The organism is Pseudoalteromonas sp. bablab_jr010 (assembly GCF_016464105.1).
Lineage (GTDB): Bacteria > Pseudomonadota > Gammaproteobacteria > Enterobacterales > Alteromonadaceae > Pseudoalteromonas > Pseudoalteromonas simplex.
In genome coordinates this window covers 59,451-74,382 of record NZ_JACDWV010000035.1, presented here as the reverse complement: position 1 = coordinate 74,382, position 14,932 = coordinate 59,451, and the positions used below count along the sequence as shown (strand labels likewise).

Genomic DNA, 14,932 nt, shown 5'->3' with positions numbered 1-14,932 from the left:
ATCTATTTTGAGGCAATAAAACCTCGTTGATAGCAAGGCAAAAATTTCGTTATTTAGTTGTTCTAAATCAGAAATTTTTAACGCAGATAGCGACAGGTTTAATCCCTCAAAATGATTAAGTATTATTGCGGATTGGTATCAGACAGGTAGGTTGGGTAGAGCGAAGCGAAACCCAACATAATCCATGTGAACCTCTTCATAATTCCATGGTTAAAAATTCTTAAAATCTCTACTGGTCTAACAGCTTGGCGATCTCTAAAATGGCTTACTTCACCTTGCGCTAATTCGTCTTTTATTAATGAACTTTACCTCTTCATTGTGCATGACGAATTACCACGCTGTTGGGTTTCGCTTCGCTCTACCCAACCTACGGCAGATTTCCAAACTTTACTCTTGCAACTTTCCTCTCGCTAACTTTATTCTCGCAACTCACTTACACTGCTCTATCTCTTTCACATCGCCGCGGCCATCGCTTAGGTAGCATTGTTCTAGCAACGAGCAGTAGCAGATCTCAGTTTTAATATTAAAGCGTTGGTCATTTACCTTGTCCCACTGAGTTGCATTGAAGCCTGTTTTCTTAAAACCAAAAAGATTAAGTTCAGCGCCTGAGGCTAATAATCGGTTATTACTAACGCCGGTATACAACCAACCAAATTTTTCAAAGAAATTGATCTCTGGTGACTCACTTTGCAACTTATTTAATTGCTCTTGGTAAGCATAGATATCAAAGCAGCAGTCTTTTATTACATTAAATATCTCTGTATACGACTTTTCATCGTGGAAGAATTTTACGTATTTAATAATGGCTGGGCCTGATCCTGAATTTTTAATGTTGATAGTGATTTCTTCATAATTTTTTTCTTCATTAAAATTCCCCGTCATCACTTCGAGCCATGGCCAGGTTGCGGCTTTTACTTGTCGTTCTGCGGCGCTGGCTTGCAAGTAAGTGGCATAAAAGGAGGCTGCGGAGATAATAATGGCGCAGAGTGCGAGAAATAGGTTTAGCCGCTCGTTGGTAAACCATCCATTGCGCTGAGTGTTTTGCTGGGTGGTCTTTGTTTGCTCTTCAACGTTGGAGTCTTGCTCTGATTTAACGGTTGAACAGCTTGCGTCCTGTTGCTGATTATCCATAATTTTTAATTGTTGTTTTTATAGACTAATAAAGATACAACTTTAATTGGATAGATAAAAGAGACAGGGAGTAAAACTCCCTGATTTGATATTAACTATTTGAGATAAATACGGTGAGCTTTTCACCCACTCTTAAGCTATCTCTTGAAAGGTTATTCCATTGTTTGAGTTTAGTGATACTGACTTTGTATTGCTTTGCTATCTTCCAAAGGCTATCGCCAGATTTCACCTTATATTCGATTTGCTGATCAGCCAATTGTGGCAATATCAGTTTTTGACCAATACGGATAGTGTTTGTTTTTAGGTTATTGAAGGTTTTCAGTTGGCTAACTGTTACTTTATAGTTTTTTGCAATCACACTTAAGCTATCACCGCGTTTAACAGTGTAATGTTGCCACTGGCTATAATCATTGCTCTTTTGATTAGCTAATAGAGTTTGATAACTTGCTTGCTGATCTTTGGGAACCACAATATGTGGCGCATCAATCACTGCTGGGTATCGGATAACACCATGGTTTAGCTCTTCAAGCTCTTGCCATTTCGCTTTGTCTGCCAAGATCACTGCACCAGTTACTGGTAAGGTCGCAATAGCCTGCTCATTCTTAATGGCAGGGAATATCATTTTTTGGTGCTTTAATAATTGTGCTGCGGCCAGTAACTTAGGCACGTATTGTTTGGTTTGCGATGGTAGTTTTAAGTTAAAGAAGTCCGTCGACTTACCTTGTTTTTTATTACGAGCAATTGCCTGTAATACACGCCCTTCACCAATATTGTAGGCAGCAATAGCATGATACCAATCGCCATCAAAGCGTTTATAAAGGTATTCCATAAAATCCAAAGCAGCGCGGGTGCTGTCGATCACATCTTGGCGACCATCATACCAAGGGGTAATTTTTACTTTAAAGTATTTGGCGATTGAGGGGGTGAGTTGCCATAAACCCGATGCATGTTTGTGCGAATAGGCACTGGCATCAAAATCGCTCTCTATAAGCGGCATTAGAGCGAGTTCTATTGGTAAGTCACGGTTTTCTACTTCTGTGACGATATGATACAAATACGGCGCTGCACGGCGGCTTATTTCTTCCATGTAATTAGGATGAGTAAGGTACCAAGCAATGCGCTTTTGCACATCTGGGTGACTTGAATCGCTAAACTGTAGTTGAATGCGAATACGCTGCCATACGTCATCAAGTTCACTTGGTTTGAGCGGTGTCACCGCGTCTACTTGTGCTGTTTTAGCTTCTGCAACCACAGTGCCTGGATTGGCTTTGATGATGGGCTTCTTTTCGGGAAGTGACTCAGGGGCAGTCTGACAGCCTGTTACAATAAAAGAAACAACAACAAGGCCTAAAAATCGATTTAAAAACACGTATTAAAATACTCCGTTAACTTAGGTGCGGGTAAACTAAAGCGCCTAAGCTTAACATAGGGTGAGCTAAAAATGACCATTAGATTAACAGCTCGCTAACTTACTCACCCAATTGAAATTAAAACGAAATACTAACTTGTAACCCAGCATAACCATGGTTTTGCGCTTCCCAATAGCGGCTGTCTATTTCTCGGGCTCTGGCATAAATCTCTATTCTGAATGGCTTTGAGTCCACGCCCATGCCCACACCAACATAGCCATCAATATTATTGTGGTCGTCATCATAGCGGTCTCTGTAGTCGTGGTCATCTCGGTCGTCGTATACAGCAAGCTCAATTAAATCTAACCCCACTTCGCCATAGACAAAAAAGTCACTGAAATAGCCAAATTTGATGCCGCTATCTAAGGTGAGAAATGTCTCCCGATCACCTTTTTTAGTAAATACTTCTGCTGAGCCCAGTGCCGTTGTAAATGCTGCGCCGAAATTACTGTAGTTATTTTTAGCCATAACTTCGATGCCGGCTGAGGTGATTGAATCAGTACTATTATGCTCTGACTTAACAAACAGGTTCATATTAGGGCTGTCATAAATACCAGCAAAGCTTGTAGCAGGAATGAAGGCAAGTGAAGAAAACAGTGCTAAGGCAAGGTATCGCATATTGGTTAGTCCATTAAACGTTAATGGGTTGATGATACCAAACAGCGCCTTAGCAAATTGTAAGTAAGTGTTCTAACTATGTAAGTTAGCCGAACACGCAGCGGAAGCAGGCTCCTTGCTGGCGTTTGATATATACCAGATCGCCGCCATGATTGAGCATGATCTGGCGTGATAAACTTAAGCCTATTCCTGAGCCTTGTTGCTTGGTGGTAAAAAATGGCACAAAAATCATCTCAATCACATGATCGCTGATACCTGTACCATTGTCACTGACCTCTAAATACAGTTGCTGATTAGCATTTTGTGCAATGCTTACCTCAATGCACTTTGCTGACTTTGAAGTATTTAACTGCTTAAGGACATCAAGGGCATTGGTAAGCAGGTTTATTATTACTTGTTCAACTTGGCCTCTATCTATCATTACTAACTGTTGGCTTTGCACCGATAAATTCAACGTAATATTAAGTTGCTTAGCTTGTTGTGAGTGCAGAGCGACAACTTGCTTGGCAAGATCTGCCAGAATATGTGGCTGTAAGTGTGGGGCGGGTAAGCTACTAACCTTTTTAAATTGCGCTATAAATTCCCCTAAATGCTCGGTTCGTGATGCGAGTGTTGTTAGGGCGAGTTGCAAGTCTTGTTTATCTTCCTGATCATCAAAACTAAGCTCAGTTGGCAGCAGCGCCGTACAAGTTTGTGCTAAAGAAGAGAGTGGCGTAATCGAATTAGCAATTTCATGGGTTAGTACTTTGGTAAGGCGCTTATAAGCTTGTTGCTCTTTTAATTGCAGCTGATCATGAATCGATTGCAAACTGATCACTTTACGAACTTTACCTTGGATTTCGGCAATACTGATCTGCACAGATAACGTATCGTGCTGCTCACCATTTTGCCATGGCACGGTATTACGGCTATTTTGTTTTGCGTCTTGAACGAGGTTTGCGATTACACCTAAATCATCGATGTGCTTTACAGCCTGCCCAAGCAAGCGACTGACCGCAGGGTTACTTTCAATAATATTGCCTTGTTCATCACATACTAATACTGCTAAATCGATATGAATTAATAGTGCTTGTAAGAACTGGGCTTGTTGCTCTGCATTAAAACGCGCAGCCTGAATTTGTTGTTTAACCTGCTCAAATTGCTGCTGCATAGGGTGTTGGTCGCCAAAGCCTAATGTGCTGTCTCCATTCGCTAAAGCGCGAAACACCATATCTGCACGCCTTGTTTGGCGTTTAAATAAATTAAAAATTTGCGCGGCACATACTAAATTTAAAATAACTAAAAGTGCCGAAATTGCAGAAAACCCGCTTTGCTCTACTTGCCAAAACAAAGTAATTGATAAACCTATTAGTGCAGCTAATAGGCTGGCTAAGATAATAAAGTTTCGCATCGATTAAAGTCCGTATTTTTCTAAACGACGATACATGGCTCCGCGTGTTAGGCCGAGCGCTTTTGCTGCATGACTCACGTTCCCTTGAAAATGCTTTAAAGCTGCACGAACGGTTCTTTGCTCGATGATTTCGAGATCAAAAGTGTCGTAGTCAGTGGCGTTTGAAGAGAGCTCAGTTGTGCTAACAGCAGCATTTGGTGAGCTTATCACCGAGCTTATATCGAGCTCTGAGCCTTCTGATAGGATGACAGCTCGCTCAATTGCATGGGCAAGTTCACGGACATTGCCAGGCCAATGATACTGGCTTAAACGTGTCATATCAGATGCAGCAATCGAGAGCTCACGTTTGTATTTATGTGCAAAGTGCTGCAAGTAGTAGTTACACAGTAATGGAATGTCTTCACTGCGCTCACGCAGAGCTGGCAAACGGATCTCTACGGTATTAACACGGTACAGTAAGTCTTGCCTAAACTTGCCTTCAGTAACTGCTTGTTCGAGGTTTTCATTGGTTGCACAGATCAAACGAATATCAATATCGATGACTTTAGAGCCACCAACCGGTGTTATTTGCCTGTTTTGTAGTGCCGCAAGTAGTTTAACTTGTTGGTTAAGCGGTAAATTACCTAGCTCGTCTAAAAATAAACTACCACCATGGGCCAGCTCAAATCGGCCAATGCGATCTTCTTTCGCGCCAGTAAACGCCCCTTTTTTATGGCCAAATAGTTCGCTTTCAAACAGGCTTTCGGCTAGTGAGCCCATGTCTAGGCTTATGAAGGGTTGGCTTTGGCGCTGGCTTGCATTGTGGATTGCATGGGCAGTGAGTTCTTTACCTGTGCCACTTTCGCCACTAATCAATATGTTGGCATCTGTGTTGGCTGCTTTGTCGATAACCGAAAAAACCTGCTGCATGGCATCACTTTGGCCTAAAAACTCAAATGGTTGATTGCCGATTGACTGCTGCAAGGCTTGTTTTTGCTTTGTGAGTTTACCAACTTGCTGTTTGTCTTTAGCGTGTGAAAATGCCGCTGCAACAGCACCGAGTAATTGCTCATTTTGCCAAGGCTTGGCAATAAAGTCAGAGGCACCGGCCTTAATTGCTTCGACCGCTAGCTGAATATCGCTGTAGGCCGTCATAAGCAGTACCGCAATGTTAGCGTCTTGGCTCATGATTTTTTTTAGCCAGTAGAATCCTTCTTTGCCACTAATTGAGTCTTGCGTGAAGTTCATATCGAGTAACACTACATCTATGGCCTGATCCGCCTCATGCTGTGCGTTAATGATAGCTTCGATATCAAAGGGGTTATCTGTGGTTTTTACAACCTGATAATGCTGCTTTAAAAGTAATCGTGCGGCGATAAGTACGTCGGGGTTATCATCGACGATAAGAATTGATCCTGCTTGTTTCATAGCTATTTATTATTATTCCTTTATGGGAACACTAAGACTAATTGAAAATAGTAACAGTGTCCATTTATGGACGATATATGGGTTTTGAAGTGTTCTATAAACGGACACTTGATTATATGCATGTTTATTGGTTTTTATATAAGTTATTGTAATTTAATAAAAATAAAAGTTGGCACAAGAGTTGTTTTATCTATAGGTAATTAGCACCTAGATAACTTAAAGGCGTCAACATGGATAAGAAAATTACACGCTCAAATAACAAAGCATTTTTTAAGAAATCAGTAATTGCAGCAGCATGTTTAGCTGTTGCGGCAGCAGCTTATGGTTTCACGCAAACTGAGCAAACAGGTCGTAGTCAGCAAGTAACCGCGACAAGCTTAACGATTAGCACAGTACAACAAGGTGAATTTGTTGATGCTTTAAGTCTTCGTGGTCAGGTTATGCCTCGCACGACTATTTACCTCGACACCATTGCCGGAGGCCAAGTTGAAGAGCGACTTGTTGAGCAGGGTGAATTTGTTAAAAAAGGCCAACCACTTGTGCGTTTAAGCAATACCAATTTGCAGCTTGATGTAATGAGCCGTGAAGCACAGGTGACTGAGCAGCTTAACTTTTTACGTAACACGCAAATGAATATGGAAACCAGCCGTTTAAACTTACGCCGTGATTTGCTTGAAATCGATCTTAAAATCACACATTTATCGCGTCGCTTAAAACAGACTCAGCCGCTAGTGAAAACAGGTGTGTTAGCTCAAGAGCAATTATCTGAAATTCAAGAAGACTTAGCGTATTACAAAGCGCGTAAAGAACTAACCCTTGAGCGCCAAAAGCAAGAAAACAGCATTCGTGAAGTTCAGGTAGCCCAGCTAAAAGACAGTGCCGACATGTTAGAGAAAAACCTACAGTTTGCACGTAAGAACCTTGAAAACCTACTCGTAACAGCACCTGCTGATGGTTATTTAAGTGAACTTGATGTTGAAATTGGTGAATCAAAAGGCCGTGGTGCTCGCCTAGGGCAGATTGATATTCCTAATGAATACAAGCTAGTTGTGAGACTAGATGAGTTTTACCTGAGCCAAGTTCAAACAGGTATGCAAGTGCTTATTGAGCATGAACAAGGCGAAATTGCGGCAACAGTTAGCAAAATTGATAGTCGTGTTCAGCAATCACAGTTTCAGGTTGAAGTCGATTTACCCAATGGTACGAGCAACATAAAACGCGGACAAAGCCTTGATGTGCAGCTGATGCTAGGTGATAGCAAAGGCACTGCCTTATTACTTGAACGCGGCGCATTTTTTACCAGCTCAGGAGGTAACTGGGTTTATGTCATGGAAAAAGATGGCAATCGTGCAGTACGAAAAGACATTCGTCTTGGCAAAAAGAATCAAAACTATTATGAAGTGTTAAGTGGCCTAAGCGCCGGAGATCGCGTGATCACCTCTAGCTACAGCAACTTTGATAAAGCACAACAACTACAATTTTAAGGATAAAAACAATGATTAAATTAACTAACTTATCACGCGTGTTCCGTACTCAAGATGTTGAAACAACAGCGCTTAACAACATTAACTTACATGTAAACGAAGGCGAGTTTCTTGCCATTATGGGGCCATCTGGCTGTGGTAAATCAACATTACTCTCTATTTTAGGTATGTTGGATTCGCCATCAGCAGGCAGTTTTGAGTTTTTAGGCGAAGACATCGCAGGGTTTGGTGAAAAACAATTAGCGGCACTTAGAAAAGCGTCGATTGGTTTTGTTTTCCAAAGCTTTAATTTAATTGATGAATTAACAGTATTTGAAAACGTTGAGCTGCCATTACAGTATCAAAATATCTCAAAAAGTGAACGTAAACAGCGAGTAGAAGAAATTTTAAAACGTGTTGCAATCGACCATAGAGCAGATCACTTACCGCAACAGCTATCGGGCGGTCAGCAGCAACGTGTAGCGGTAGCCCGAGCTCTGGTGATTAATCCAAAACTTATCTTAGCGGATGAGCCTACGGGTAACCTTGATTCAAAAAATGGTGATGAAGTCATGGCGATGCTGCGTGAGCTAAATCGCGAAGGTACCACGGTAATTGTGGTTACTCACTCAGAAAAAGAAGGCAATTATGCTGACCGTTTAGTGCGCTTACTTGATGGCCAAGTGATGGTTGATAAAGCTAACCGTGTTCAACAAACAGCAGAGGTGGCATAACATGATTTTAAGTTATTTGATCACCGCGCTGCGTGCGTTTAAAAACCAAAAGCAGCACTTTATTTTAAATGTTCTGGGTTTAAGTGTGGGCTTAGCTGCGGCAATTCTAGTTGCTTTATTTGCAAAAAATGAGCTTTCGTACGATAGCCAACAGCCTCATGCGGAGCGTGTTTATCGCGTTGGCCAGGACTTCTCAAAACTTGGTTTAGCTGTGGTGCCTATTTTTAATTATGTGCAGTCAAAGCAGGCTGAAGATTACAGCCAAGTTGAAGAAGTGTTCGGATTAACTATGGTCGAGTTGACTCGTGAAGCCATGGTTGATGTGAGTTACCGCAACCAAGGCTATAAGTTAAATGCCTTATATGGTGCTACAGCAAATATTGAAAACTTTATTGCTCTGAAAACGCTGGCGGGTGACTTAACAACAGCAATGAGTACACCAGACAGCCTCGCTTTAAGTGAGTCAGAAGCTCTGCGCATTTTTGGTCGCACCGATGTGATTGGTGAAACACTAACGCATGAACAAGGACAGTACACGGTGCGTGCCGTGTTTGCGGACTTAAAAGATAACACTCACTTTGCCTTTAAAAACCTTGTTTATGTTAAGCATGATCCAAGCAAAATAGACATCAACAGTAGTTATGTTTATATGCGTGTAGCAGAGGGCACCGATACCGATGCATTAGCTAAAACCTTAACAGAGCGCTTTTTTAGCAACTCGATGCTGGAGCAAGTTAGTTTAGAGCTGCATCCATTACTTGATTTGCACCTAACTGCAAAATCACCGTTTGAGATGAAAGCAGGTGGTGCTAAACAAGTGGTGATGATCTGTGTTGGTTTAAGCGTGTTACTTATTCTTATTGCAGGTTTTAACTTTATTAATATGACCGTCGCTCAATCGACGAAACGTGCAAAAGAAGTGGGTGTGCGTAAAGCGCTTGGCGCAAGTAAAGGCCAGTTAGTAACGCAGTTTTTATCTGAATCTGTGTTGGTATCAATGCTTTCAATGGTGATTGCTTGTGCTTTAGTGGAGCTACTTTTACCAAGCTTTAATCAACTAGTAGACCGTGAATTGGTCGTGAATTATGCCTCTGAATTTGGCATTGCAATTATTGTGGTCGCAATTGCTGTGGGCATATTAGCTGGGCTTTATCCTGCATTCTTTATTTCGTCATTCAGTGCAAAACGCGTTTTAAGTGGAGACTTACAACGAGGTAATACTGCAATATGGGTTCGTAAGAGCTTACTAACCTTACAGGCTTCGCTAGCAATAGGTTTAATCATTGCCTCTATTACTTTGTTAAAGCAATTAACTTACTTACAAAGCTTACCTTTAGGCTATGAAACGACACAAAGATTGGTTATTTCAGAGCTACCAGTAGGCGAAGTATTCACGAAAGAAAAAAATGCCTTAGTTAACCGTATTAGTGCAATTCAAGGCGTACAGCAAACAACAGTTATTGATACCCGTTTAACTGTTTCAATCAATAATACACTTATGCCAACGTGGCCAAATGGTGAAGCATCTGGCAGCTTAACGCCTGTTGTAGGTGCAAGCTACGATGTTGTAAAAACGCTAGGGTTAAAACTGGTTGCTGGTCGTGACTTTAGCCGTGAATTTGCCGGTGATTGGGCAAGCCGTGCAAATGGAGTAACAAGTACGGGCACCATCGTGACTGAATCTGTCGCAAGGCAAGCGGGTTACACTAACATGAGTGACATTATTGGTAAGGTTATTAAAGACTCAGGTCGCGGCATAGATATGCGTGTTGTAGGTGTGGTTGAAGATGTAAAAGTAGGTAATGCTAAAGATGCCAACTCAAATATTATGTTCTTATGTGGCTTTAACTTTTTATCACCAGTATCAGAACTAATTTTAACGATTGATCAGCAAAACTTGCCTTATATTAAAGCTCAGATCGCTGAAGTATTAGCAAGCTCAGCCAATATCTATGAGCCAAAAATCAACTTACTCGCAGACAACTACAAAACTCTGTTAAAAGGTGATGAGCGAATTTCGAATGTCGTTTTAATTTTTACCGGTCTTGCTGTGTTCTTAACTTGTTTAGGTACCTTTGGTTTGGCTTCGTTTGCAACAGTGCGTCGTCAAAAAGAAGTGGCCGTTCGAAAAGTGCTAGGTGCATCACGCATCAGTATCGTAAATATCATTGCTAAAGAGTTCTTAGTGCTGGTGGCGGTAAGTATTGCTATTGCGTATCCAGTGACTTACTTGTTAGTTGGTGATTGGTTAGCAAACTTTAATGACCGTATTGAACAAGCTGTATGGGTGTATTTAGTTGCCGCCGCCGCGGTGGCAGCGATTACCTGGGTTACCGTTGCAAGTTTAGCCTTTAAGGCCGCAAGCACCAGACCATCACTTATCTTGCGATATGAATAACAGTTAACTAACTCCTAATTATAAGCCCTGCAATACAGCTGGGCTTTTTTAGTTTTAAATGCTTATTGAGGATGGCTGTCACCTACGTAGGGCTATTTTTTGTTGCCATAAATGACGACCTACGGTAGGACGTGCTTTAGCGCGTTAATCTACTATATTTAATATTCTACAATTTTATGAAAAAGGATTTTTCATAAGCTGGAGTCATTTAAAGAAAGGACGAGTTTCAATTCAATCAGGTGAATATTTCATAACATTCAACTGCCATAACCGAAAAGCATTGTTCACTGATCATAACTTAGCAAAAGTATTTTGTAGGTGTATTGAAAGAAATGAACTATTGCATCAATGCTGCTGGTTAACTTGGGTGCTTATGCCCGATCATTTTCATGGTTTATTAAGGCTTAGCGATAGTAGCTTGGGTAAAACAGTTGGTCATCTAAAAGGTCTTTCTGCTAGAGAGATAAACAAGATACGTTGTTTTTCGCAAACGGTGTGGCAACCTGCTTACTATGACCATGCACTACGTGAAGAAGAAAGTAGAATAGCTGTAGCCAGATATATCGCAGCAAACCCTTTGCGAAAAAAGCTTGTAGATAATTTAGGTAGTTATCCATATTGGAATTCTGTTTTCTTGTGATTGGTTGTCGCCATAAATGACGACCTACGTAGGACGTGCTTTAGCGCGTAAATATGTATTTTTGTCGCCATAAATGGCGACCTACGTAGGACGTGCTTTAGCGCGTAAATATGTATTTTTGTCGCCATAAATGGCGACCTACGTAGGACGTGCTTTAGCGCGTAAGCATGTATTCTTTGTCGCCATAAATGACGACCTACGTAGGACGTGCTTTAGCGCGTTAATATGTATTCTTTGTCGCCATAAATGGCGACCTACGTAGGATGTGCTTTAGCGCGTAAATATGTATTTTTGTCGCCATAAATGACAACCTACGTAGGGTGTGCTTTAGCGCGTCGGTATGAGAGTTAAAGGTCTTTAACCTTCACTGCGGGGTTACCTGCTACTAGAGTATTTGCCGTGACATTTTTGGTAACTATTGCCCCGGCGCCAATCACGGCATTATCAGCAACTTTAATACCCGCAAGTATAATAGCGCCTGCACCAATCCATACATTGTTGCCAATGCTAATCGGCGCTGCAAAATTAGCTTTTGCTAAACGCTCGGTTGGGTTTACAGCATGCGATACCGCGAGTATTTGCACATTAGGACCTATTAAGCAGTCATCGCCTATCGTAATTTGCGCATCAGATAGCGGTGCATCGAGCATAGTACAGTTAATATTTATGAAGGTTCGATCACCTATTTTAATACCACTGCCATAATCACAATGAAAACCCGCTTCTATAACAACCTGCTCTCCACAGTGAGCAAACATGCCTTTTAGTCGTTTTAAATTGCCTTTACTCGGGCTTTTTGCAAATAAACGGCAAATTTCATGGGCATTTTTTCGTTGTTCGAGTAAGGACTTATCGAGGCTATTAAACTCTTTCATGGGGCATGCTCATGGTTATATTTGCCAATAGCTTAGCGTGTTGGTCATGAAGATCAAAATTAAAGCTGTGTAGGTTAACGAGTATTCACTTGCCATTTATATTGTTTCGTTTAAAATCTCACAACTTTCGAAACGAAACTTATGTAATTCACTTTATGACAAAACGAAACACTCAACAACGTCGCCATACTATCTTAAGCCAAGTGAATGAACTTGGTGAAGTTGCTGTTGAAGCGTTAGCAGAGCAGTTTCAAACTTCTGAAGTGACGATACGTAAAGATCTGACAGCCCTTGAAAAAAGTGGCTTGTTGCTACGCCGTTACGGTGGCGCTATTGCATTGCCGCAAGAAATCGTTGCAAATAGCAACGAGAAAAGCGACTCGCTTCGCAAAATGGCAATCGCACAGGCGGCTGCAAAGCTTATTAAAGACCATAACCGCATCATCATTGATAGCGGTCGCACTACAGCGGCGATGATCCCTGAGCTTGCTAGTAAGCGCGGTTTAGTGGTGATGACAAATGCTATTAATGTCGCTAACCGGCTGCTTTCATTAGAAAATGAACCAACACTTTTGATGACCGGCGGAACTTGGGATCCACATTCAGAATCGTTTCAGGGCCAAGTTGCGGAGAATGTTCTACGCTCTTACGACTTTGACCAACTGTTTATTGGTGCCGATGGCATTGATATTGATAGAGGTACTACAACCTTCAATGAATTAGTGGGGCTTAGCCAAGTGATGGCTGAAGCTGCCCGAGAGGTAGTGGTGCTGGTTGAGTCAGAAAAAATTGGCCGAAGAATACCGAATTTAGAACTGCCTTGGCAGCGTGTTACCACAGTTATCACAGACAACAACCTAAGTGCAGATAAGCGCGAGGCGATAACAGCATGTGGTGTACAGCTGATCTGTGCAGAAATTGAATAACCCGTAATAAGACCGACAACACCTTATTACGCATCATTTATGACAACACATACCGCCCAAAGTAGAACGCTTTGGCATGTGCAAAAGGAGAAATTATGTGTGGAATCGTTGGGGCTATTGCAGAACGCCCAGTAAATAAAATTCTTGTTGAAGGCCTTAAACGCCTTGAATACCGTGGCTATGACTCAGCTGGTGTGGCTTTACTTAAAGGTACTGAGCTTAACACTGTAAAAGCAGTGGGTAAGGTTGCTAACCTTGAAGCGGCACTTAACGATGCAGCAGTTAATGGTACTACTGGTATCGCGCATACGCGCTGGGCAACTCATGGTGGCGTAACTGAAGCGAATGCTCACCCACATGTTTCGAATAGCGAAATTGCCCTTGTTCATAACGGTATTATCGAAAATCATGCCAGCCTACGTGATGCGCTTAAAGGCGACGGTTATGAGTTTTTATCAGAAACAGACACTGAAGTAATGGTGCACCTTATTCACCAACTTCGCCAACAACACGATACGCTTTTAGCTGCAGTACAGGCTGCTGTGAAGCAGTTTGAAGGTGCATTTGGTACGGTTGTTTTTGATAAAGCGAACGACAACGAAATCATCGTAGCGCGCTCAGGTAGCCCACTGGTGATTGGTTTAGGTCTTGGCGAAAACTTTATTGCCTCTGACCAACTTGCTCTATTACCTGTTACACGTACGTTTATTTACCTTGAAGAAGGTGATGTTGCTCGTATTACCCGTGACAGTGTAGAAATCTTTGATGCAAATGGTGATGCAGTTGAACGCGAAGTGATTGAATCAAACATTACGCAAGATGCATCAGGTAAAGGCGAATATCGTCACTACATGCTGAAAGAAATTTACGAGCAGCCGCTTGCTGTACGTAACACCCTTGATGGCCGTTTAGTTAATGACACTGTAGCGATTGATGCCTTTGGCGAAAGTGCTCAGCAAATCTTTAAAGACGTAAAACACGTGCAAATTATTGCCTGTGGTACTTCATACCACTCAGGTATGGTTGCGCGTTACTGGCTTGAACAGTTTGCAGGCGTGAGCTGTAACGTTGAGATTGCCTCTGAGTTCCGTTACCGCGAATCATTTGTACATGAAAACAGTTTACTTGTGACCATTTCACAGTCTGGTGAAACAGCCGATACGCTAGCTGCACTTCGTCTTGCAAAACAGCAAGGTTACATGGCGTCAATGACCATTTGTAACGTACCGGGTTCATCGTTAGTACGTGAATCAGATTTAGCCTTTATGACTAAAGCCGGTGCTGAAATTGGTGTTGCATCAACTAAAGCCTTCACCACACAACTTGTTGGCTTACTAATGCTAACGGCTTCGATTGCGCAAGAAAAAGGCTTAGAGCAAGGTGCGATTGTAAATGCAATTAAAACACTTCCTAACAAGTTAGAAGAAGCATTATTGCTTGCTGAGGGTATTGAAGATTTAGCTGAAGAATTCGCTGACAAGCACCACTCATTGTTTTTAGGTCGTGGTTCACAGTACCCAATCGCGATGGAAGGTGCGCTTAAGCTGAAAGAAATTTCATATATTCACGCCGAAGCATACGCAGCGGGTGAGCTTAAGCATGGTCCTCTTGCGTTGATTGATGCCGACATGCCAATCATTGTTGTGGCACCAAACAATGAACTACTAGAAAAGCTTAAATCAAACGTAGAAGAAGTACGTGCCCGTGGCGGTATTATCTATGTATTCGCAGACAAAGACTCAGCGTTTGAATCTGACGAAACAATGCGTGTAATCAACGTAAACCATGTAGATGACGTGATTGCTCCAGTTGTATATACAATTCCGTTACAGCTGCTTTCATACTATGTTGCGGTTATTAAAGGCACCGACGTAGACCAACCTCGAAACCTAGCAAAATCGGTAACGGTTGAGTAAGTTAAGAGTTTTATTTTTATTAAGG

General features: G+C 41.8%; 12 protein-coding genes. 6 read left to right on the top strand and 6 right to left on the bottom strand.

What is annotated here, in order from left to right:
* Positions 1-429: 429 nt before the first annotated feature.
* The 5 genes from JIG37_RS01550 to JIG37_RS01530 form a co-directional block, all read right to left on the bottom strand.
* A complete protein-coding gene (locus tag JIG37_RS01550; protein WP_199528486.1) occupies positions 430-1,131 on the bottom strand; it encodes a hypothetical protein in 702 nt (233 codons plus the stop codon).
* Between the two features lie 91 nt (positions 1,132-1,222).
* Complete coding sequence (locus JIG37_RS01545; protein ID WP_054552242.1) at positions 1,223-2,500, bottom strand: LysM peptidoglycan-binding domain-containing protein; 1,278 nt, start codon at positions 2,498-2,500, stop codon at positions 1,223-1,225.
* Positions 2,501-2,618: 118 nt separating this feature from the next.
* Positions 2,619-3,158: a hypothetical protein gene (locus JIG37_RS01540; protein ID WP_082389218.1), complete on the bottom strand. Its 540-nt coding sequence runs from the start codon at positions 3,156-3,158 to the stop codon at positions 2,619-2,621.
* An 85-nt stretch (positions 3,159-3,243) separates the two neighbouring features.
* Positions 3,244-4,548, bottom strand: coding sequence for an ATP-binding protein (locus JIG37_RS01535; RefSeq protein ID WP_054552243.1), 1,305 nt, complete (start codon positions 4,546-4,548; stop codon positions 3,244-3,246).
* Between the two features lie 3 nt (positions 4,549-4,551).
* Positions 4,552-5,955, bottom strand: a complete 1,404-nt coding sequence (locus tag JIG37_RS01530) for a sigma-54 dependent transcriptional regulator (protein ID WP_054552244.1) — start codon at positions 5,953-5,955, stop codon at positions 4,552-4,554.
* A gap of 230 nt (positions 5,956-6,185) precedes the next feature.
* Between JIG37_RS01530 and JIG37_RS01525 the strand changes: the two genes are divergently transcribed.
* From JIG37_RS01525 to JIG37_RS01510, 4 genes are all read left to right on the top strand, one after another.
* Positions 6,186-7,439, top strand: coding sequence for an efflux RND transporter periplasmic adaptor subunit (locus tag JIG37_RS01525; protein ID WP_054552245.1), 1,254 nt, complete (start codon positions 6,186-6,188; stop codon positions 7,437-7,439).
* 11 nt (positions 7,440-7,450) lie between these two features.
* Positions 7,451-8,152, top strand: coding sequence for an ABC transporter ATP-binding protein (locus JIG37_RS01520; RefSeq protein ID WP_054552246.1), 702 nt, complete (start codon positions 7,451-7,453; stop codon positions 8,150-8,152).
* Position 8,153: 1 nt separating this feature from the next.
* Positions 8,154-10,550, top strand: a complete 2,397-nt coding sequence (locus JIG37_RS01515; protein WP_054552247.1) for an ABC transporter permease — start codon at positions 8,154-8,156, stop codon at positions 10,548-10,550.
* A 154-nt stretch (positions 10,551-10,704) separates the two neighbouring features.
* Positions 10,705-11,190 (top strand): transposase, encoded by a 486-nt coding sequence (locus JIG37_RS01510; protein ID WP_348535068.1) that lies wholly within the window; start codon positions 10,705-10,707, stop codon positions 11,188-11,190.
* Positions 11,191-11,537: 347 nt separating this feature from the next.
* On the opposite strand, the gene JIG37_RS01505 is transcribed toward JIG37_RS01510, so the two are convergent.
* Positions 11,538-12,065 carry a sugar O-acetyltransferase gene (locus JIG37_RS01505; RefSeq protein ID WP_054552249.1) on the bottom strand — a complete coding sequence of 176 codons (528 nt, stop codon included), beginning with the start codon at positions 12,063-12,065 and terminating at the stop codon, positions 11,538-11,540.
* A gap of 155 nt (positions 12,066-12,220) precedes the next feature.
* On the opposite strand from JIG37_RS01505, the gene JIG37_RS01500 reads away from it, so the two are divergent.
* The gene (locus JIG37_RS01500) at positions 12,221-12,991 is read left to right on the top strand and encodes a DeoR family transcriptional regulator (protein ID WP_054552250.1); all 771 of its coding nucleotides are present in this window, start codon (positions 12,221-12,223) and stop codon (positions 12,989-12,991) included.
* A gap of 95 nt (positions 12,992-13,086) precedes the next feature.
* Positions 13,087-14,907, top strand: coding sequence for a glutamine--fructose-6-phosphate transaminase (isomerizing) (gene glmS, locus JIG37_RS01495; RefSeq protein WP_054552251.1), 1,821 nt, complete (start codon positions 13,087-13,089; stop codon positions 14,905-14,907).
* Positions 14,908-14,932 lie beyond the last annotated feature (25 nt).

Excerpts from the sequence above, each read along its gene's own strand:
- glmS (WP_054552251.1), top strand. The coding sequence starts at position 13,087 with ATGTGTGGAATCGTTGGGGCTATTGCAGAACGCCCAGTAAATAAAATT.
- JIG37_RS01530 (WP_054552244.1), bottom strand. The coding sequence starts at position 5,955 with ATGAAACAAGCAGGATCAATTCTTATCGTCGATGATAACCCCGACGTA.
- JIG37_RS01500 (WP_054552250.1), top strand. The coding sequence starts at position 12,221 with ATGACAAAACGAAACACTCAACAACGTCGCCATACTATCTTAAGCCAA.
- JIG37_RS01505 (WP_054552249.1), bottom strand. The coding sequence starts at position 12,065 with ATGAAAGAGTTTAATAGCCTCGATAAGTCCTTACTCGAACAACGAAAA.
- JIG37_RS01520 (WP_054552246.1), top strand. The coding sequence starts at position 7,451 with ATGATTAAATTAACTAACTTATCACGCGTGTTCCGTACTCAAGATGTT.
- JIG37_RS01550 (WP_199528486.1), bottom strand. The coding sequence starts at position 1,131 with ATGGATAATCAGCAACAGGACGCAAGCTGTTCAACCGTTAAATCAGAG.
- JIG37_RS01525 (WP_054552245.1), top strand. The coding sequence starts at position 6,186 with ATGGATAAGAAAATTACACGCTCAAATAACAAAGCATTTTTTAAGAAA.
- JIG37_RS01515 (WP_054552247.1), top strand. The coding sequence starts at position 8,154 with ATGATTTTAAGTTATTTGATCACCGCGCTGCGTGCGTTTAAAAACCAA.
- JIG37_RS01540 (WP_082389218.1), bottom strand. The coding sequence starts at position 3,158 with ATGCGATACCTTGCCTTAGCACTGTTTTCTTCACTTGCCTTCATTCCT.
- JIG37_RS01535 (WP_054552243.1), bottom strand. The coding sequence starts at position 4,548 with ATGCGAAACTTTATTATCTTAGCCAGCCTATTAGCTGCACTAATAGGT.